Raw genomic sequence first — 19,790 nt, forward strand, 5'->3', positions numbered from 1 at the left:
CCTCAGCACCGGCTGGCTCTTAGCCCAGCCACTTGCGCGCATTGCGCCAGACGCGCATCCAGGGGCTGAACTCGGACTTGTCGCCCGAAGTCCAGCTCATCTGCACGTTGCGGAACACGCGCTCGGGGTGAGGCATCATGGCCGTGAAGCGGCCGTCGGCCGTGGTCACGGCAGTCAGGCCGCCGGCCGATCCGTTCGGGTTGAACGGGTACTGCTCGGTGGGCTGGCCGTGGTTGTCCACGTAGCGCATGGCCTTGATCACCTGGTCCGCATTGCCGCGGAACTTGAAGTTCGCATAGCCCTCGCCGTGGGCCACGGCGATAGGCAGGCGGCTGCCGGCCATGCCCTGCAGGAACAGGCTGGGCGACTCCAGCACCTCGACCATGGACAGACGCGCTTCGAAGCGGTTGCTCTGGTTCTGGGTGAAGCGCGGCCAGTCCTGCGCACCGGGGATGATGTCGGCCAGCTCGGCAAACATCTGGCAGCCGTTGCACACGCCCAGGCCGAAGGTGTCCTGGCGGCCGAAGAACTGCTGGAATTGCTCGGACAGGCGCTCGTTGAAGGTGATGGAGCGTGCCCAGCCTATGCCGGCGCCCAGGGTGTCGCCATAGCTGAAGCCGCCGCAGGCCACCACGCCGGCAAAGTCCTTGAGCTCGGCGCGGCCCGACTGCAGGTCGGTCATGTGCACGTCCACGGCATCGAAGCCGGCTTCGGTGAAGGCATAGGCCATCTCGACATGGGAGTTCACGCCTTGCTCGCGCAGCACGGCCACGCGGGGCTTGGCGGCCACGTTGATGAAAGGCGCTGCCACATTGTCCTGCGGATCGAACGTCAGGTGCACATGCATGCCGGGGTCGTTCGCCACGCCGGCTGCGGCGTGCTCGCTGTCGGCGCAGGCGGGGTTGTCGCGCTGCTGGGCAATCTTCCAGCTCACGGCGTCCCAGACCTGGTGCAGATCGGACAGGGTCGCGCCGAACACCTTCTTGGCATCGCGCCAGACCTGCAGCTCGCCCTTGCCCATGTCGACGGCAGACGACTCGGGGCGAGTCTTACCGATAATGTGGCTGCAGGTGGCCAGGCCATGCTCGCGCAGGGTCTGCAGCACTTCGGCGCGGTCTGCGGTCTTGATCTGCAGCACGGCGCCCAGCTCTTCGTTGAACAGCGCACGCAGCGTCAGGTCCTCACGGCGGCCCGAAACCTGGTTGCCCCAGTTCTTGCCTTCACCGCTGTCCATGCGGCTGTCGCTGATGCCGTCGCCTTCGGTGATCAGCATGTCCACATTCAGCGCCACGCCTACATGGCCGGCGAAGGCCATTTCGGCCACCGTGGCCAGCAGGCCGCCGTCGCCCCTGTCGTGGTAGGCCAGAATCTGGCCCTTGGCACGCAGCGCGTTCACGGCATCGACCATGGCGATCAGGTCCTTGGCCGCGTCGAGGTCGGGTGTCTCGTTGCCGGCCTGGTTCAGCACCTGGCCCAGGATGGAGCCGCCCATGCGCATCTTGCCGCGCGACAGGTCGATCAGCACCAGGGTGCTGTCTTCTTCCACGGCATCGAGCTGAGGCGTCAGCGTGCTGCGCACATCGTCGATGGAGGCAAAGCCCGTGATGATCAGGCTGACGGGCGAAGTCACCTTCTTGGTCTGGCCGTCCTCGGCCCATTGCGTGCGCATGGACAGCGAGTCCTTGCCCACGGGAATGGAAATGTTCAGCGCCGGGCACAGCTCCATGCCCACGGCCTGCACCGTGGCGTAGAGCGCCGCGTCTTCACCGGCCTCGCCGCAGGCAGCCATCCAGTTGGCCGACATCTTGATCTTGCTCAGCTCGATGGGCGCGGCCAGCATATTGGTGATGGCTTCGGCCACGGCCATGCGGCCCGAGGCCGGCGCGTTGATGGCCGCCAGCGGCGTGCGCTCGCCCATGGCCATGGCTTCGCCCTTGAAGCCCTTGAAGTCGGCCAGGGTCACGGCCACGTCGGCCACGGGCACCTGCCAGGGGCCGACCATCTGGTCGCGGTGGGTCAGGCCGCCCACGGCACGGTCGCCGATGGTGATCAGAAAACGCTTGGAAGCCACGGTGGGGTGGGCCAGCACTTCGATCACGGCCTTTTCCAGCGGCACGCCGGTCAGGTCGATGGCGGGCAGCTCGCGCGTCACCGTCGTCACGTCCTTGTGCATCTTGGGTGGCTTGCCCAGCAGCACTTCCATGGGCATGTCCACGGGGAACTTCTGGTCGCCCGATTCCACGGCCGTGTCCTCCAGCACCAGCTGGCGCTCTTCGGTCGCCGTGCCGATCACGGCAAACGGGCAGCGCTCGCGCTCGCAGAAGGCGGTGAACTGCGCCAGCGATTCGGGCGCAATCGCCAGCACATAGCGTTCCTGCGATTCGTTGGACCAGATTTCCTTGGGCGCCAGGCCGGACTCTTCCAGCTTGACGGCGCGCAGGTCAAAGCGTGCGCCACGGCCCGCGTCGTTGGTCAGCTCGGGGAAGGCATTGGAGATACCGCCCGCACCCACGTCGTGGATGGCCAGGATGGGGTTGTTGGCGCCCTGCTGCCAGCAGTGGTTGATGACTTCCTGCGCACGGCGCTCGATCTCGGGGTTGCCGCGCTGCACCGAGTCAAAATCGAGCTCGGCCGCATTCGTGCCCGAAGCCATGGAGCTGGCCGCACCGCCGCCCATGCCGATGCGCATGCCGGGGCCGCCCAGCTGGATCAGCAGCGTGCCCGCGGGGAACAGAATCTTCTTGGTCTGCCCGGCATCGATCACGCCCAGGCCGCCGGCGATCATGATGGGCTTGTGATAGCCGCGCGTGATGTCGCCGACCTGCTGTTCGTATTCGCGGAAATAGCCGGTCAGGTTGGGGCGGCCGAACTCGTTGTTGAAGGCCGCGCCGCCCAGCGGGCCTTCGATCATGATCTGCAGCGGGCTGGCGATATGTTCGGGCTTGCCGACTTCGCTGCCCCAGAGCTTGGAGACGGTGAAGCCCGTGAGGCCTGCCTTGGGCTTGGAGCCGCGGCCGGTTGCGCCCTCATCGCGGATCTCGCCGCCCGCGCCCGTGGAGGCGCCGGGGAAGGGAGAGATGGCCGTCGGGTGGTTATGTGTTTCCACCTTCATCAGCACATGGCTGGTGGCACTTTGCTTTTGATAGCTGGGAGCGCTTGCTGCATCTGCGCTACCACTGAATTTTGCTACAAATCGCTCCACCTCATGGCCTTCCATGATGGAGGCGTTGTCGGCATAGGCCACGATGGTGTGCTGGGGCGAAAGCTGCTCGGTGTTGCGGATCATGCCGAACAGCGACTTCTCCTGCGCCACGCCGTCGATGGTGAAGTTGGCGTTGAAGATCTTGTGGCGGCAGTGCTCGGAGTTCGCCTGGGCGAACATCATCAGCTCGACATCGGTGGGGTTGCGCTTGAGGCCGTTGAAGGCATTGACCAGATACTCGATCTCGTCGTCGGCCAGCGCCAGGCCCCATTGCTTGTTGGCGGTTTCCAGCGCAGCGCGACCGCCACCCAGCACGTCCACAAACTCCATGGGCTGGGCTGCCAGCGTGGTGAACAGCTTCTCGGCCTCGGCGCGCGTCGCAAACACCGACTCGGTCATGCGGTCGTGCAGCAGAGCGGCAATCTGCGCGGTCTGCTCTGGCGAGAGCTCGGGCTGTCCGCCCAAGAGACCCGACTTCAGGGCCACGCGGTACTCGGTGATGCGCTCCACGCGGAACACATTCAGGCCGCAGTTGCGCGCGATGTCGGTCGCCTTGGAAGCCCAGGGCGAGATCGTGCCCAGGCGCGGAGTGACGATGAAGGCCAGGCCTTCGTCGGCACCTTCGTAAGGGTCGCCATAGGTCAAGAGCGCCGACAGGCGCTCTTGCAATGCGGGCACAGGAGCCCCTTCGGTGGCCACCAAGTGGACGAACCGCGCGGCAATGCCGGTGATCTTGGGGTGGATGGCGACCAGGTCGGTCAGAAGCTGTTGGGCGCGGAACGAGCTCAGGGCGTTTCCACCCTCAAACTGTGTCAGATGCAATGTCACGTGGCGGCCTGTTTATGTGAAGGCTGGTGAAAAGCGCCACGGCCCGGCCCTGCTTGTGCGAGGACCCGGCCAGGGCGCTGAATCGGTGAACCTGGGATTTTACCGTGCCTAGCACTAACCCTCGGCATTCCCGCCCCTTGCCCCTGCAGGCTCACGGCAGCGATGGGATAATTCCGGCATGAGCATCACCCTGAAGACCCCCGAAGACATTGAGCGCATGCGCATTGCAGGTCGCTTTGCTTCGGATGTGCTGGACTACATCACCCCCCATATCAAGCCCGGCATCACCACCCAGCAAATCGATGATTTGTGCGCCGAGCGCATGGCCCAGCAAGGTACCAAGACCGCCTGCCTGGGTTACCAGCCGCCGGGCATGACGCCCTACCCGGCCTATGTCTGCACCTCGGTCAATCAGGTGGTGTGCCACGGCATCCCCAACGACAAGCCTTTGAAGAAGGGCGATATCGTCAACGTCGACGTGACCATCATCACCGATGATGGCTGGTTCGGCGACAACAGCCGCATGTTCCTCATCGGCGAGAGCACGATCGCCGCCAAGCGCCTGAGCAAGCTCACGTTTGAAGCCATGTGGAAGGGCATACAGCAGGTCAAGCCCGGCGCCACGCTCGGCGATATCGGCCACGCCATCCAGAGCTTTGCCGAGGGCAACAATCTCTCCGTGGTGCGCGAGTACTGCGGCCACGGCATCGGCAAGGTGTTCCACGACGAGCCCCAGGTGCTGCACTACGGCCAGCCGGGCAGCGGCGTGGTGCTCGAGGAAGGCATGGTCTTCACCATCGAGCCCATGCTCAATCTGGGCAAGCGCGACATCAAGGCCATGCCCGACGGCTGGACCGTGATCACCAAGGACCGCAGCCTCTCGGCCCAGTGGGAACTGATGATCGCCGTCACCAAGACGGGCTACGACGTGCTGACCTGGTCGGACGGCTCGCCCACGCCGCCGGACTTCATCACCGCCATCCGCACCTGAGGCGGGAGCGGCCCGGCCCCATGCCGCCCCGGTCAGACCGGAGGCGGCATATTTTTTGCTTGCACCCATTGTGCTGCAAGCGCTAGCCGCTCATCTTTTTGCCAGCACCGCCCTCAGGCCCAAGCCGCTTGGGTTAAGGTGAGAGCCAAGCACTTGCTCTGTCGAAACGCTTTTTTCTGCCGCGCATGACCTTCCCTGCCCCCAGCTCCGCCTCCGCGCCCGACGCCCCCGACCTTGACTCGCTGCAAGCGCTGCGCGAGGAGTACCGCTTGGCCAAGGCACGACAGATTGCACTGCTGCACAACCCCACCCTGGGCCGGCGCAGCGTGCGCGGCGTGCTGCACCATTTCAGTGAACTGGCCGACGGCCTGCTGCGCGCGCTCTGGCAGCGTGCCTCCATGCCAGCCGGGGCCGCGCTGCTGGCCGTGGGCGGCTATGGGCGCGCCCAGCTGTTTCCCTGCTCCGATATCGACGTGCTGGTGCTGCTGCCCCAAAACAGTGCCGGCCCCGACCCAGAATTTGCGACCAGCGTCGAGCGCTTCATCAGCAGCTGCTGGGATGCGGGCCTGGAGATAGGCTCCAGCGTGCGCAGCCTGGCCGAATGCCTGCAGGAAGCGGCCCAGGACCTGACCGTGCAGACCTCCATGCTGGAGTCACGCCTGATCACGGGCAGCAAACCGCTGTTTACCGAGTTCGAAACCCAGTTCCGCCGCGAGCTGGACCCCCAGGCCTTTGTGGAAGGCAAGCTGCTGGAGATGCGCCAGCGCCATGCCAAGCATGATTTCACGCCCTACTCGCTGGAGCCCAACTGCAAGGAGTCGCCCGGCGGGCTGCGCGATCTGCACACCATGCTCTGGCTGGCCAAGGCCGCGGGCTTTGGCAGCAGCTGGCGCGAACTGGCCGAGAAAGGCCTGATCACAGCGTTTGAGGAGCAGCAGCTCGAATCCAATGAGTCCCTGCTGAGCCTGATCCGCGCGCGCCTGCATGCGGCGGCGGGCCGCCATGAGGACCGGCTGGTGTTCGATCTGCAGACCGCCGTGGCCGAGATGTTCGGCTACCGCTCGACCACGCCCGAGGGGCGCAAGCTGGCCATGCGTGCCGGCGAGACGCTGATGCGCCACTACTACTGGGCCGCCAAGGCCGTGACCCAGCTATGCCAGATCGTGCGCATGAGCATCGAAGAGCGGCTCAACCCGCGCTCGCACAAGCTGATCCGCCTGAACCAGCATTTCTTCGAGAAGGCCGGCACCATCGAGGTCGCCAGCGACGATCTTTACGAGCGCGACCCGCATGCGATTCTCGAGACCTTCCTCATGTACGAGCAGCACGAGGGGCTGACCGGACTATCGACCCGCACGCTGCGCGCGCTGTACGCCAGCCGCGATGTGATGGACAGCGCCTTCCGCCGCGACCCGGTCAACCGCGCCACCTTCATGCAGATACTGCAGCAGCCGCGCGGCATCACCCATGCGATACGGCTGATGAATCAGACCTCGGTGCTGGGCCGCTATCTCTGGCCCTTCCGCCGCATCGTGGGGCAGATGCAGCACGACCTGTTCCACGTCTACACCGTGGACCAGCACATACTGATGGTGCTGCGCAATGTAAGGCGCTTCTTCATGGCCGAACATGCGCACGAGTATCCGTTCTGCTCCCAGCTCGCCGCGGGCTGGGACAAGCCCTGGCTGCTGTATCTGGCGGCTCTGTTCCACGATATAGGCAAGGGCCGCGGCGGCGACCACTCCATCATCGGCGCCGTCGAGGTCAAGCGCTTTTGCCGCGCCCACCAGGTCGACAAGACCGATGCCGAGCTGGTGGAGTTTCTGGTGCGCGAGCATCTGACCATGAGCCAGGTCGCGCAGAAACAGGACCTGTCCGACCCCGATGTGATCCGCGCCTTCGCCGAGCGCGTGGGCAACGAGCGCAAGCTCACGGCCCTGTATCTGCTGACGGTGGCCGACATCCGCGGCACCAGCCCCAAGGTCTGGAGTGCCTGGAAGGGCAAGCTGCTGGAGGACACCTACCGCCTGACGCTGCGCGTGCTCGGCGGCCGCGCCCCGGATGCGGCGGCCGAAATCGAAGCCCGCAAGCGCGAAGCCCTGGTGCAGCTGGCGCTCTCGGCCCAGCCTTTCGAGTCCCACAAAAAACTATGGGACTCGCTGGATGTGAGCTACTTCATGCGCCATGAGGCCGCCGACATCGCCTGGCACACGCGCCACCTCTCGCGCCATGTCGGCTCCGGCAAGCCCGTGGTGCGCGCGCGCCGTTCCCTGGCCGGCGAAGGCCTGCAGGTATTGGTCTATGCACCCGACCAGGCCGATCTGTTTGCGCGCATCTGCAGCTATTTCGACCGCTCGGGCTTTTCCATCCTCGACGCCAGGGTGCACACGGCCAACAACGGCTATGCGCTGGACACCTTCCAGGTCGTGGCTCCGGCCATGCAGGAGCAGTACCGCGAACTCATGCACATGGTGGAAAGCGATCTGACGACCACCCTGGTGCGCGGCGGCCCCCTGCCCGAACCCTCGCGCAGGCGCCTGTCGCGGCGTGTCAAGAGCTTTCCGTTTGCGCCGCGCGTGCTGCTGCGGCCCGACGAAAAAGCCCAGCACTGGCTGCTGTCCATCTCGGCATCGGACCGCGCCGGTCTGCTCTACATCATTGCCCGCATCCTGACCCAGCACCACATCAGCGTGCAACTGGCCAAGATCAGCACCCTGGGCGAGCGCGTGGAGGACACGTTCCTGATCGAAGGTGCCGAACTGCAGGACAGCGCCAGCCAGCTGCGCATCGAGACCGAGCTGCTGAAGTCGCTAGCGCAGACCGCCTGAACAGATGCGGTGCAATTTCGGCTTTAGTTTGTGCGTGAGCTGTCGATAAACACTCACCACTACCACGGAAAGCCCATGCAGCTCGCCTCCAATGAAGTCGCGGCATCGCCGCCCGCCACACGCAGTGGCCTGTTTCATATGCCACTGTTTCGCCCCGGCGCCGAGGTCACCCAGAATGGCCGGCGCGAAGTCGTCAGCCATGTCATCCTGCGCCGGCGCGAGCTCATGGTCTATCTTCAAGGCCATGACGACCCCGTCAAGCCGGATCGCTTGCGCCTGGCTCCCAGCGTATTCACCACGGAAAGACGCCCAGAGCCGCTGACCTGGTTCCTCTGAACCGATCGAACAACAAAAAGCCGCTGGTGCGCAGGCAGCAGCGGCTTTGCTATTTCAGTCGACGCTCAGAGCTGCTGCGCATCGGCCATCAGCTGGCCCAGTTGCACCGGCGCTGCGGGTTGCCAGGCCGCGTTGAACTGCACGCCCGCGCTCTGCGGAAACAGCATGACCACGGTGGAGCCCAGCTGGAAACGCCCCATTTCCTCGCCCTGAGCCAGCTCCACGGCATCGGCGCCCGCATAGTCCCAGGTCTGGATGCGACCGGGCCGCGGCGGATTCACCACGCCATGCCAGACCGTCGCCATGCTGCCTACGATGGTGGCGCCCACCAGCACCAGCACGAACGGGCCATGCTCGGAGTCGAACACGCAGACCACGCGCTCGTTGCGCGCAAACAGCCCGGGCACGCCGCGTGCCGTGACGGGATTCACCGAAAACAGATCGCCCGGCACATAAATCATGCGGCGCAGCTTGCCGGCGCAGGGCATATGGATGCGGTGGTAGTCGCGCGGGCTCAGGTAAATCGTCGCAAAGCTGCCGTTATCGAACCGGCGCGCCAGAGCAGCATCGCCGCCGACCAGCGCCGTAGCACTGTATTGATGCCCCTTGGCCTGAAAAATCTGCTCGCCCTCGATCTTGCCGAACTGGCTGATGGCGCCATCGACGGGGCAGACCCAGTCCGCCGCCACCAGCGGGCGGACTCCGTCCTTGAGCGCCCGCGTGAAAAAAGCATTGAAAGTCGCATAGGCAGCAGGGTCGGGATTGGCCGCCTCCGCCATATTGACCTGGTAGCGCTGGATGAAGCGGCGAATGAGCGCCGTCGTCAATCCCCCGGCCTCGGCCTGCGCCAGTTTCCCCATCAACACAGTCAAGGCCTGCTTGGGCAGGAGATATTGAGAAAGTACGGCAAGTCGATCAGACACAATGAATTTTTGCTATCAAAGTTATAGAGATTTGAACGAGGATTCTAGCCATGCCAGACGTGGCGGCAGCGACTTTTCAGCCGCTCGCCCGGAAATCGCGACCAGGCCCATCGCAACGTCCTGGAGGCCATGAAGCAGCGCCTGGAACCTAGGCCCATTGCAGAGCGTCTCATGGCCGCTACGCTCAGCCCCTTTGCAGCACATGACCAAAACCTAGACGTTACAATCCCTCAGTTTAGGTGAATGCTGTCTTTGCATCACGCTTGATTTGATACCGGCCTTCTGTTCGGTCTGCGCGTCTTGCGCAGCGCACCCGCCACATCTGCCGAAGGCCTGAGCCTTGCAATACTCAGGCCCTGTTGCTGTGGTTAACGAACGAGCGCCGCAACCGACTTTATCTGAGAGATTGAACAAATGGCCAAGGAAGAATTGATTGAAATGCAAGGCTCCGTGACGGAAGTTCTGCCTGACTCGCGCTTTCGCGTCACGCTGGACAACGGTCACCAGCTGATCGCCTACACCGGTGGCAAGATGCGCAAGCATCACATCCGCATTCTGGCCGGCGATAAGGTCTCGCTGGAGATGTCGCCCTACGACCTGACCAAGGGCCGCATCACCTTCCGCCATCTGGCCAACCGCGGCCCTGCTCCCTCGGGCGGTTCGCGCTGATTGATTTGCGCCGCGGGCTCTGAAAAATCTGCCACTTGCCAAAATATGCAGATTTTTCAAGTTAGAATAGTAGCTTACGGAGCGTAGCGCAGCCTGGTAGCGCATCTGCTTTGGGAGCAGAGGGTCGCGAGTTCGAATCCCGCCGCTCCGACCAAACGATACAAGGCCTTGGGTTGAAAAACTCAAGGCCTTTTGTCTAACCGATTCCGAACTGTCTAACGCGTTAGAGTTCGCACCCCTCTTTATCCCCCCATCTTCGCGACATGGCTACCCGCAGCGTGAGGCATGCCGGACTCCTTGAAGCCGTGGTAACCGGCCGCGCCGGCGCCCATGACGCCACCGGACAGCACACCCATCACCGCGGAGGCATCCACATCCTGGGTCCATGGCTTGTCCAGCGCCAGGTTCTGCAGAATCTGCTCGGACACGGACTGCGGCAGCTCCTCCAGCAGTCCCTCGGAGATCGCGCCCTCCACCACCTTACGCGGGATCGACTTGGCGGCGCTGGCCGCGAGCGGATTGGCGGCATCGTCGGCCAGCTGCTTCGCCAGGCCGGCCTTGCCCTGGGCCAGCATCGTCGATGCCCAGCCGGTTGGCCACCTTGCCCGCGCCATAACCAAAGGCCCCGGTCGCCAGCGCCGCCCCGGTCTGGCCGGCCGTCAGCAGTCCATCGCCGGTTTCCTGGCGGATCTACTCGGCCTGCTGGCCGGCCCCCACCACACCCTCACCAGCAGCGCCAGCAATGGTCGCGCCCTTCAGCCCCATCTGGCCCAGCCGCGTGGCCGCAGTCAGGCCGCGGCCGACCGCGCCGCCGGTCAGCATCGATGGCAGCGACTCGACAACCGCGCCGACGATGTTAGATGGGTTCTGCACTGCGGCCTTGAGCTTGCCGCCGAAGCCTTCCGCCTGCTGGAACTCCTGCTGGGCCCGCTTGGTCGCGTCCGAATGCCAGTCGTTGACCTGCTCGCGCGCCTCCTTCGGGCGGAACCCTATTTCTTCCAGCGCCTTGCCGGCCCGGCCGCCGGTGACCATGTCGGCCACACCAACGGCAGCTTCGGGAACTGCGATCGCGCCCTTGACGGCCCAAGCGGCAGCGTCCTTTGCCATGTCGTCCGCGCTACGACCGCTCTTTGGGGCTTCTAGTGCGCCTTGCTCCCAGTCCGGAGCAGCGTTGCTACTGGCCGCTGAAAGTGCGCCCTTTTCCCAGTCAGTGTTTGCCATACCCCGCACTCTCGCAGTAGCTGGCTTGGGAGTCGAACCCTATACGGGGGACAGCAAAAAGCCCCTCGCAAGGGTCGTGGTCGCATCAGTATGGGCTCCGGTGGAGCTGACCACTTGTGCTGGTTTTGGCTGCGTGAGTATTCGCATGAATTCCACCAGGTGTTTGCATCACAAAACCACCACCATTTCGCACAGCAAATCCCCCAGGCATTCGCATCGGTAATCCACCACCCTTACTCGTCAGTGCTGACTATTGAAATTTCAAAGAACTCCTTGAAGGCTTGCCGGTAGCGGCCATCCAAGATCTGGATCGCATAGAACGTGGGCATTCTGCGATTCGTGGACTTGGCATCGTCGCTACGCACCCGATCCACCAACTCCGCCAGAAGGTGTGAAAACTCCACGTACTTATAGTTGGCCAGATCCATGCATTTCTTCTCCAGCACGGTCAAGCTGAAAACCCGCTGGACAAAGAGCCGGAATACCTTGTCAGCCACGCCATAGTCCTCCAGGTACGGGCCAATCATGAGCAGCACCCGAAAGATGCTGCGCGCGTAGAGCCACACCCATTCGTGCTCACCTTCTTCATGACGCAGTCGAAGAAGAATGGTGAGTGCCGCCAAGCTGTCCAGACTGGCTCGGCGCTCGAGCGCGCCCAGGGTATGCCGACTGGCACCACCCACAATTTGATTGAATGGTCCAAGCACCACCGCCTGTACTTCACGGTCAAGCTGATGCACCCATTGCAAAGCCGACTTTCGGATGAGGCCCTTGGCGCGCAGGACTTTCCACAGTGGGTGATTCAGCGCCTGACTTGACCAAGGGACAACCTCCTCAGCTTGCTGAACCAGCCTGGCCTGCGGAACATGCTCACCTCTCTGATAGCCGAGGAATTTGTTGTTCCTGATGGGCTCCCCAGCCTTATCGAGGCCCAGCGTCTCAGGCGCGATGGCACGCTGAATCTCTCGTGGTACCAGAGTTCCTAGGCGAATGCCCAGCCATTGGAACCAGTAGATGGTGCAAGCGGCATCCACTTCTGGATCTCGTCTCAGCGTCCGGAAATCTCCCATTTGTTTTGTATGAAAGTATCAAGGAATGGCATTGATTTCAATATAAATCAATTACTTACATCTTCTTTTGGACAGCTTTGAGAGCAACTTTAAGGGTGAAAGTATAGGTGGCGTGCGAAGGCCATGATCGATAGCATCAGGTCACTATTGATGCGTGACTGCGTGTAACCCAGATGTCTGTAACCCACTTCATTGAGCCCATGGCCACCGTGCTTGACCGTGAGCTGTCGAGTCGGCATGGCCCCATGATGACGGGTGAGCCATTGCGAGTCGCGCTTGGGTATCCATCACCTGCCGCGTTTCGCCAGGCCGTCGCGCGCAAGACAACGCCTGTCCCGGTGTTTGACATTGAAAAGCGCCGGGGCAAGTTCGCCCTGACGCTCGACGTTGCGGTTTGGATCGCTGCACAGCGGGCCCGGGCCGTCGCTCAATCCAGCCAACCTGCAAAAGGAGCAACCCCATGACTTAACGCCTGCAGGAAGGCAGAAAAAAAGGGCCTGCGAGTCCTACCTCGCAAGCCCTTCAGACCAGATTTTTTGGGAACCGATCTGCATCTGAGTATCTACCTTCCCCCAATCCCCTGTCAACACCGAACCCGCCCGGAGGATGCTGCACGCCAATGTGTTGGTGCAGCTACGTAATGCGGGCGGGGGTCCTGCTGTTTTCACAAGGCAGACACCCCATGACCAATAGGAGGATAGACATGCGGAGAATCCGTGATGCTCTGACCAACCACTTCGACCGAAGACTTTCAAACAGAAGATCAGCCGAGATCCTTGGCCTCGACCACACGACCATTGGCAAGTACCTAGCACGGTTTGTCGAAAAAGGTTTGACTTGGCCATTACCCACCGAGATGGATGAAGCCACCCTGGAAAACTTGCTTTTCTCCAAGCCCAGTACTGCGGTCCCTATTGAGACCCTCACCAGCCTGATTGACTTTGCCAAGGTCCATGAGGATCTGAAAAAGCAAGGTGCCACGCTTACCAGCTTGCACTCGGAATGGCTGGCAACCGTCCCGGCTGAGCAGGCTATTGGCTATTCCCAGTATTGTCGGATTTACCAAGCTTACAAAAACTCATTGCGCATTTCGATGCGACGCACGGAGGTCTATGGCGAGAACACCTATGTCGATTACTCGGGTCAGACCATCGACATTACGAGCCAGGACACCGGCGAAGTCCGCAGTGCGCAGATCTTCGTTGGCGTGCTGGGTGGCTCCAACTACACGTTTTGCGAAGCCACCTGGACACAGCGCTCCCGTGACTGGCTGGGCTCGCATGTGCGCATGTTCGAGTACTTCGGCGGCGTGTCGCGCCTCGTCGTGCCAGACAACCTGAAGGCGGCGGTCACCAAGGCGGATCGATTCTCCCCGGTTCTCAATGAAAGCTACCGTGCCCTGTGCCGCTACTACAACATCGTGCCGATGCCGGCGCGCGCCTACAAGCCAAAGGACAAGGCACGTGCGGAGGGGACGGTGCTGCTGGTTCAGCGCTGGATTCTGTTCTGCCTGCGAAAACGCAAGTTCTTCACGCTAGATGAGGCCAACCGCGAGATACACACGCTGTTGGAGAAACTCAATCACAAGCCTTTTCAGAAGAAAGCGGGAAGTCGCCACTCACGTTGGCTGGAAAACGAACTGCCCGCATTGCAGCCGCTGCCGGCATACCCGTATGAGTTTGCCGAATGGGGCAAGGTGCGAGCGGGCATCGATTACCACGTGAAGATTGAAAACCACCACTACAGCGTACCCCACGAAATGCGGGGGCAGGAGTTCAAATACCGCATGACGGACAAGGTGGTGGAGTTGCTCCTCAAGGGCAAATCTGTTGCGACCCATGAGCGAAGCTACCAAGCAGAAGCACCCACTACACAGGGCGACCATCGGCCTCCTGCACACCAGGCCATGCAAGGCTGGAGCCAGGAGGATGCACTCGCCTGGGCATCCTCTGTGGGATCCAATACCAATGGGGTTATGCAGGCCAGGCTTGCTCAATTGCCTGGTCAGTTCTACGGGTACCGCGCGACCCAGGACTTGAAATCCCTGGCCAAGATACATGGCGCTGAACGGTTGGAAGAGGCCTGCGCATACGCATTGGTCAACAAACTTTCCAAAACAGCGGATCTGCGGACCGTCTTGGACAAACGCTTGGACAAGCTGCTTGCCCAAGATATCACTGCAGAGTCCCCACCCACAGTGGCACACCAAAACATCCGCGGTGCCGATTATTACGACCGCATTCTCAATACCGAAGAGGGATTCTGTTCATGATGAACAACATCACCATTGAAAAATTGCAATCCCTCAAGCTGTTTGGCATGGCCGACGAGATGGAGCGTCAATTGACCACCCCCACGGCCAATGAACTCGCGTTCGAGCACCGGGTGCGTAGTATGGTGGATCATGAACTTACGCTGCGCGACCACAAGCGCCTACGCCTGTTGCTCAAAAAGGCCTGCTTGCCGGTGGATGCGAGTATTGAGGATGTGGACTATCGAGCCGCGCGTGGCTTGGATAAATCCGAGTTCCAAACATTGTGCTCACTAGACTGGATCAGGAACCACCATAGTTTAGTGATAACTGGCCCTACAGGTACTGGCAAGTCGTGGTTGGCCTGTGCGCTGGCCAATCAGGCCTGCCGGCAGGGGTTGTCCTGCCATTTCATCCGCGTGCCCATACTGATGGAGAGTTTGGTAGCGGCCAGGGCCACGGCCAATTTCAGCCAGAAACTGGCAGCTCTCAAGAAATTCGATCTGCTGATTCTGGATGATTGGGGCATTGAAGTGTTCAACAACCGGTCACAGAACGACTTGCTGGAGCTGATTGACAATGAAATTGGCAAGCGCTCCGTCTTGTTCACCAGCCAGTTCCCTCTGAAAATCTGGCATGACGCGTTTGACAACAAGACGGTGGCCGACGCCTTGATGGATCGCATCGTCCACGGGTCGTACTACCTGCAACTGTCTGGGGAGTCGTTGCGAAAATCTCGCAGTCCGAATACAAAAGGAGGTCGGTCTGCAATGAAATAGATGTCTTAGCCACTACGCGAATGACCAACAGACGGCTGTAGGTCGGCGCGGTCATCAACGAAGTCCGTAGATGACCGTTTGAGGCTGATCTGAGTCGCTCGTTTCATCTGCCTGAAACGCAGCTTTCACGGATACCGGCCATTCGAGTCGGCACCATTGAACGGCAGCTTTGCCCCCCAAGGGTGAAGAGTGAGTAGCCAACTGAGTGTGTGGATGACAAGTCACCGCTCAAACGTCTAAGCGTCCCCGCCCCCATTGCAGGCGGACAAGTGCGATCAAACGTCGAAAAGCCTCTTCTTACGGAGGCCCATTGCGACCAATGGTTGCCCATCGATCGAGGAGAAGCCATCTCACCCTTCGACGGCTATGTTAGCACTAGTACGCCTGCTTCAGCTCCTTCTTTTCCAATGAATTGAGCAAATCAACATCCTGCCAATCAATCTGCCAGTGCCCATCGCATACGACCGCTAGGAAGGCATTGATATCTGCATTGTTTGGTGGCGCCTTCTGCAATACCGAATAGAGCGATTTTATCCACAGCGACTTATTGGCATCCGGAACAAATGGGCAGCTCAACAAATCCAGCAGCAGATAAGCTTTCTCGCTATTCATTAGGATATCTGACATATCCCTTAACCTCGACGCTGCGGAACGAAGGATCTCCTTCCTGATCGCCTTGTACTGGTCATCATCTCGCACATAGAAAAGACACGAGACAATCGTGAAATAAGAAAGCCTTCGATTATTAATGAACAACTCATCTAATACCCGGGAGGGCAGCAGATGATGGTCTCCAAGCTCCCGAATTGCCAAAGCAATGTTCAGATATTCGAGGTTCACAAATCCGTCTACACCTTCCGCATGTGGCTTTCCACATTGCTCAAGAAGCAGTCTAGATGCCAGTGTGTATAGCTGATGTGAAATAGTTCCTGCGTGAACTGGAAGATATTTTTCGGAAAACCTAAATACAAGAATCAGTGAAGTACTGAATTTATAGGAGGCCCCAACCGATGGGGCAACGCTATACAAGAAGAACAGCACATCCACCAGAACCTCGATGACGGTCAGGTAGTTATCCTGAACCGCAACTTCGCACGTCTCCAGATCTCTGTTTACCAGTTTCTTGATACGCTCAACAATAACCGACATCAAAAATGACGCCACTTCGTCATAGCTTGAAGAATTAGCAGAACAGAGAGCCTTTATGGAGTCGATATAGCTCTTCGTGAGCTTCCACTTGGAAAATACTCGCTTAGGGGCCAGCGCCCCCGCCATCGGTTCATCCAGAAATTTCGACAGAAACTCGTTCGTCTTAAGGCCCGCTTCAAAGATCAACCTAGATTTGGTTGTCAAGAATGGCCGGTGAATAGTTGACGACTTTGCTGTGTTTGCATGAAGATTGAATGCAACCAATGTATCCGCATAGATATCATATATGCGCTGCGCAACTGCCTCGTTGATTGCAAATATAAAAACATCATCCACGTATCGTCGAAAAACATAATCAACGCCAAATTCTAGGTCGGGTAGTTTTGCAATCGCTCGACAATCTATCTCTTGAAAGATTATCTCCGCAAAGATCCGACTAGCTTCGGGGCCAATTGGAATACCATTTGTCTCATTATGATTTCCGTGCCGAATAGTCTGATCGAAGTCTTGCGCAAATGTGGATGAGACGGAGACATTGCCCTTCGTGAATTCTTTATCCTTAACTGCCCACGAAAGGCTGTGGGTATAAATACTATCAAAGCATTTTGACACATCAAGGGTTGTCAGTACACAGAACTGCTTCTCTAACGAAAAGTAGTCTCGTGAATTGAAGAATTTATATAAACGGTCGTAGCCGAAATACGAAAAGAACGAAGGCGTGTGTTTGACATATCGGTCAAGACTTGCCAATGTTACGGCGTCTTTTTTGTACTGGTTGATGTTTTCCCACGAGCTTTTTTTATAGAAGTTTCCTGCCACTTGGCGCGGCGAACGAATCGACGCAGGGCTTTGCGTACAATAGTGCAGGATCAACTGCTCGTATTTCTGATAGAAGCACTTCAGACGCCACTGCGAGAGCGGATGTAGAAGAGCCAAGCGCCTGAACTCTTTGGAGTTTTTTCTAACCTTGTACAGATATGGATTTGTAGAATTAATCGCCTTGGGGTGCCCTTCTCCCAGCACAAGAGCATCAACGATGGTTTTCTGAATCCCACTTGCAGTGCCGATTGATGCAACATGGTTGTACAGCCCGTCATTTGAGAAAATGATAGGAGTTTCAAAGGGCAGTGTTTCGGTAATGAGAACGCGATTGTAGTCGCCGCGTTTTATTCTATTTTTCTTTTTCATCTTAGCCTCAGTTCTTCCAGCACGCTTGGATTTGCTTAAGCCTCGATCCAGAGAAATAAACAAAACTGGCTTTGGCATGCCCCTCCATAAAACTATTGGAAAGCAATTGCCTTTTTTGCGCCCCTGTTAGTTTTGGAGATGACAATGAGGCGATGCGCCCATTCTTGGCAAGGATCGCATTTCTTAAAAACTCATCAAGAGACGCGATCCCTTCGGCATCACTTGAGGCTAGAGGATAACTATAAAATATACCGGCAATCTTCTTGCCTCCGGCCTTTGCGTTGTAGACGCTAAAGTTCTTTGTGAGGAACTTAATTCTATCCCTCAACAAAAGCCAATCGCCGCTTTTGGAAAATTCAAAGAAAGATCTGGATACCCTCGTTTTGAATCTGGTTATTTTATTTTCTGCAATGTCCACCGCCACTGTGCGATGGTGATCGCCAAGGGGCTTATTCTTTTCCCTTACTGGCTCACCAATCCGAAACGAATAACCAAGATAGTCAAAATTAAAAAGATGCACAGTTGCGTCGGTCGGTTTTGTCGGATTGACCCGGTCGCCAGCTTCCTCAATCTGTCTTTTCGTTGGATTTAAACGAAGTCCGGATGGAAGCATGTTTTCAATCTGTCGAACAAATATTGCCGAGTCTTCCCTCGCTGAGGTAATGATGATGATGTCATCTACATACCTCGAGAAAAAAACACTTCCGAATGTCCACCCACTTTATGATCGAAATCACGCATTAAATGCTCAGACAAAGCCGCACTTAATGCAAGGCCGCGAGGAATTCCAGTCCCACCGAGAGCTGCGTGGCACCCAAGCAGATCATGCAGCAATCTCTTGCTTAGCGGGCTAAGCTCCGCGAGTTCGCCGACTTTCGCTATTACGTCGGAGACCTTGAAAGACTCGTAGAAGCTTTTCACGTCCAGACGGTATACGCGAAATGGCACCCCCTCTTTCAGAAGCAGGTGTAAATTCGACACGATCTGCGCCCGCCCGCGTGAAGTGGCTTTTGATGTTTTCTTAATGTTTAAGCAGAGTTTTCGAGCAACAAGCTCATCCCACAGGTTGGGAAACATGAAAACCTGCCGCCCATGCAATGGAAAGCTCACCAGCGGATTTGCAGTTTTCGCAAACCCAGAGGCAGTAGATGCCATCGCTTTGTTGAGCATACTCTCGCGAAATTCATCCAGCTCCGCAGAAGTTTTTATCCCGACAAAATCTAGTTTCTGAAAAACTCGCGCAAGCGTTTTTTTATTAAAAGATTGGTCGTGCACGCAACTCCCCTTTCTTTGTATGCGGCTAAATGTAACAAAATACGTAATGCAGCTCCAGGGGCGTGCTGCCGACTTGGGCAGTTGAATTGCCGTGTAAGCATGGGCGGTGAATGCCGTTTGTCCCGCGAGCATTGCAACAATAGCGACTGCCTCTCTACTGTGAGACCGATGTCATCGACGGATCGAGACTTCCAGTTCAGGTGGGAGGGCAACTGTCACTGGGGACGCCGACCTGGAACTGAGAATGCTATGGCTGCAGAACCTGGTGGAGCAGGCAATCGAGCTAGTGCTCGGTGTCGGGACCGAATGACCGCTCGACATGGGGCAGCGTGAGTATGGCTGACGCAGGTGGGGACAGCAACCGCTGCAAAGCCGACCTAGGAGCCAGAAGTCGGCTTCAGGCTGGGAGCCGTCACTGAGCTTTGGCAAGCCTGTGACCGCTGCTGCCGATACCAGACGTTGACCCGTTGTCTGACCAGACGTCCGCTGTACGCCTCCAACCTGAAACTCGCTGGACGCAGTGCACTAGACAACCTGAACGGCAGCTTTCATAAGCCGCGAATTGGTGTTGCCGACCCAGAGCAGACATTCCGTCACAGGCCACAAGACAAAGAAAAATATTGCTCACTTCTGATTCACTGTATTAATATACAGTATTGAGTTAAGAATGAAAGATGAGCCATGTTGAAAGGTAGTTGCTGCTGCGGAGAGGTGAAGTTTGAGGTCACCAGCCTGCCGACCATGATGGGTACTTGCCATTGCAGCCGCTGCAGAAAGATAGGGGCCAGCACCTTCGTATTCGTCAAGCGTGATGCCTTCACGTTACTTTCTGGCGCTGACTCCATCACCACATTCAAGCCGGAAGCCCCGTACAAATACAGCCGCTGCTTCTGTTCTCGCTGCGGCTCTGCACTTGGCGAGGTGACCTCAACCGGCGAATCGTTCCCCGTTGCAGCGAATTGCTTTGACGACGAATTGCCGCTCAGCAACCTCTTTCACGAATTCGTACAAGAAAAGCCCGACTGGTACGAAATATGTGATGACGCGAAGCAGTTCCCTGGGCACCCTCATCAGTAAAAA

General features: G+C 58.8%; 16 protein-coding genes and 1 tRNA gene. 9 read left to right on the top strand and 8 right to left on the bottom strand.

Going from position 1 to position 19,790, the window contains the following annotated elements; genetic code table 11:
- Positions 1–19: 19 nt before the first annotated feature.
- The gene (purL, locus tag AB6724_RS11685; RefSeq protein ID WP_369338694.1) at positions 20–4,030 is read right to left on the bottom strand and encodes a phosphoribosylformylglycinamidine synthase; all 4,011 of its coding nucleotides are present in this window, start codon (positions 4,028–4,030) and stop codon (positions 20–22) included.
- 178 nt (positions 4,031–4,208) lie between these two features.
- On the opposite strand from purL, the gene map reads away from it, so the two are divergent.
- The 3 genes from map (at position 4,209) to AB6724_RS11700 (ending at position 8,185) form a co-directional block, all read left to right on the top strand.
- Positions 4,209–5,021 carry a type I methionyl aminopeptidase gene (gene map / locus AB6724_RS11690; RefSeq protein WP_369338695.1) on the top strand — a complete coding sequence of 271 codons (813 nt, stop codon included), beginning with the start codon at positions 4,209–4,211 and terminating at the stop codon, positions 5,019–5,021.
- A gap of 185 nt (positions 5,022–5,206) precedes the next feature.
- Positions 5,207–7,849, top strand: coding sequence for a [protein-PII] uridylyltransferase (locus AB6724_RS11695; protein ID WP_369338696.1), 2,643 nt, complete (start codon positions 5,207–5,209; stop codon positions 7,847–7,849).
- Positions 7,850–7,924: 75 nt separating this feature from the next.
- Complete coding sequence (locus AB6724_RS11700; RefSeq protein ID WP_369338697.1) at positions 7,925–8,185, top strand: hypothetical protein; 261 nt, start codon at positions 7,925–7,927, stop codon at positions 8,183–8,185.
- A gap of 65 nt (positions 8,186–8,250) precedes the next feature.
- Here the strand turns inward: AB6724_RS11700 and asd are convergent, their stop codons facing one another.
- Positions 8,251–9,108, bottom strand: a complete 858-nt coding sequence (asd, locus tag AB6724_RS11705; RefSeq protein ID WP_369338698.1) for an archaetidylserine decarboxylase — start codon at positions 9,106–9,108, stop codon at positions 8,251–8,253.
- A 414-nt stretch (positions 9,109–9,522) separates the two neighbouring features.
- On the opposite strand from asd, the gene infA reads away from it, so the two are divergent.
- A complete protein-coding gene (infA, locus tag AB6724_RS11710) occupies positions 9,523–9,777 on the top strand; it encodes a translation initiation factor IF-1 (RefSeq protein WP_066471098.1) in 255 nt (84 codons plus the stop codon).
- A gap of 77 nt (positions 9,778–9,854) precedes the next feature.
- Positions 9,855–9,931 (top strand) — tRNA-Pro (locus AB6724_RS11715).
- A gap of 88 nt (positions 9,932–10,019) precedes the next feature.
- Here AB6724_RS11715 and AB6724_RS11720 read toward each other — a convergent pair.
- From AB6724_RS11720 to AB6724_RS11730, 3 genes are all read right to left on the bottom strand, one after another.
- A complete protein-coding gene (locus AB6724_RS11720) occupies positions 10,020–10,391 on the bottom strand; it encodes a hypothetical protein (protein ID WP_369338699.1) in 372 nt (123 codons plus the stop codon).
- 76 nt (positions 10,392–10,467) lie between these two features.
- A complete protein-coding gene (locus AB6724_RS11725; protein WP_369338700.1) occupies positions 10,468–10,998 on the bottom strand; it encodes a hypothetical protein in 531 nt (176 codons plus the stop codon).
- Between the two features lie 233 nt (positions 10,999–11,231).
- Positions 11,232–12,032, bottom strand: a complete 801-nt coding sequence (locus AB6724_RS11730) for a hypothetical protein (RefSeq protein WP_369338701.1) — start codon at positions 12,030–12,032, stop codon at positions 11,232–11,234.
- A 236-nt stretch (positions 12,033–12,268) separates the two neighbouring features.
- Between AB6724_RS11730 and AB6724_RS11735 the strand changes: the two genes are divergently transcribed.
- The 3 genes from AB6724_RS11735 to istB all read left to right on the top strand — a co-directional run bounded on the left by AB6724_RS11735 (position 12,269) and on the right by istB (position 15,098).
- Positions 12,269–12,532: a hypothetical protein gene (locus AB6724_RS11735; RefSeq protein ID WP_369338702.1), complete on the top strand. Its 264-nt coding sequence runs from the start codon at positions 12,269–12,271 to the stop codon at positions 12,530–12,532.
- Positions 12,533–12,771: 239 nt separating this feature from the next.
- The gene (gene istA, locus AB6724_RS11740) at positions 12,772–14,340 is read left to right on the top strand and encodes an IS21 family transposase (RefSeq protein WP_369338703.1); all 1,569 of its coding nucleotides are present in this window, start codon (positions 12,772–12,774) and stop codon (positions 14,338–14,340) included.
- Complete coding sequence (gene istB, locus AB6724_RS11745) at positions 14,337–15,098, top strand: IS21-like element helper ATPase IstB (protein ID WP_369338704.1); 762 nt, start codon at positions 14,337–14,339, stop codon at positions 15,096–15,098. Before istA ends, istB begins: the two co-directional genes overlap by 4 nt.
- Before the next feature lie 375 nt (positions 15,099–15,473).
- Here istB and drt3b read toward each other — a convergent pair whose 3' ends face one another.
- Genes drt3b through AB6724_RS11760 form a run of 3 tightly spaced genes read right to left on the bottom strand, consistent with a single transcriptional unit; the run spans position 15,474 to position 18,710 of the window.
- Positions 15,474–17,435, bottom strand: coding sequence for an antiviral reverse transcriptase Drt3b (drt3b, locus tag AB6724_RS11750; protein ID WP_369338705.1), 1,962 nt, complete (start codon positions 17,433–17,435; stop codon positions 15,474–15,476).
- Between the two features lie 7 nt (positions 17,436–17,442).
- Positions 17,443–18,108, bottom strand: a complete 666-nt coding sequence (locus tag AB6724_RS11755) for a hypothetical protein (RefSeq protein ID WP_369338726.1) — start codon at positions 18,106–18,108, stop codon at positions 17,443–17,445.
- Between the two features lie 5 nt (positions 18,109–18,113).
- Positions 18,114–18,710 (bottom strand): RNA-dependent RNA polymerase family protein, encoded by a 597-nt coding sequence (locus AB6724_RS11760; protein WP_369338706.1) that lies wholly within the window; start codon positions 18,708–18,710, stop codon positions 18,114–18,116.
- Between the two features lie 681 nt (positions 18,711–19,391).
- Here AB6724_RS11760 and AB6724_RS11765 point away from each other — a divergent pair.
- Positions 19,392–19,787, top strand: a complete 396-nt coding sequence (locus tag AB6724_RS11765) for a GFA family protein (RefSeq protein ID WP_369338707.1) — start codon at positions 19,392–19,394, stop codon at positions 19,785–19,787.
- The last annotated feature ends 3 nt before the right edge of the window (positions 19,788–19,790 follow it).

It is taken from the genome of Comamonas guangdongensis (assembly GCF_041079535.1).
Taxonomy (GTDB): domain Bacteria; phylum Pseudomonadota; class Gammaproteobacteria; order Burkholderiales; family Burkholderiaceae_C; genus Comamonas; species Comamonas guangdongensis.

Coding starts and splice junctions, on each gene's coding strand:
- map (WP_369338695.1), top strand. CDS start 4,209: ATGAGCATCACCCTGAAGACCCCCGAAGACATTGAGCGCATGCGCATT.
- AB6724_RS11695 (WP_369338696.1), top strand. CDS start 5,207: ATGACCTTCCCTGCCCCCAGCTCCGCCTCCGCGCCCGACGCCCCCGAC.
- AB6724_RS11700 (WP_369338697.1), top strand. CDS start 7,925: ATGCAGCTCGCCTCCAATGAAGTCGCGGCATCGCCGCCCGCCACACGC.
- infA (WP_066471098.1), top strand. CDS start 9,523: ATGGCCAAGGAAGAATTGATTGAAATGCAAGGCTCCGTGACGGAAGTT.
- AB6724_RS11720 (WP_369338699.1), bottom strand. CDS start 10,391: ATGGCGCGGGCAAGGTGGCCAACCGGCTGGGCATCGACGATGCTGGCC.
- AB6724_RS11725 (WP_369338700.1), bottom strand. CDS start 10,998: ATGGCAAACACTGACTGGGAAAAGGGCGCACTTTCAGCGGCCAGTAGC.
- AB6724_RS11735 (WP_369338702.1), top strand. CDS start 12,269: ATGGCCACCGTGCTTGACCGTGAGCTGTCGAGTCGGCATGGCCCCATG.
- istA (WP_369338703.1), top strand. CDS start 12,772: ATGCGGAGAATCCGTGATGCTCTGACCAACCACTTCGACCGAAGACTT.
- istB (WP_369338704.1), top strand. CDS start 14,337: ATGATGAACAACATCACCATTGAAAAATTGCAATCCCTCAAGCTGTTT.
- drt3b (WP_369338705.1), bottom strand. CDS start 17,435: ATGAAAAAGAAAAATAGAATAAAACGCGGCGACTACAATCGCGTTCTC.
- AB6724_RS11765 (WP_369338707.1), top strand. CDS start 19,392: ATGTTGAAAGGTAGTTGCTGCTGCGGAGAGGTGAAGTTTGAGGTCACC.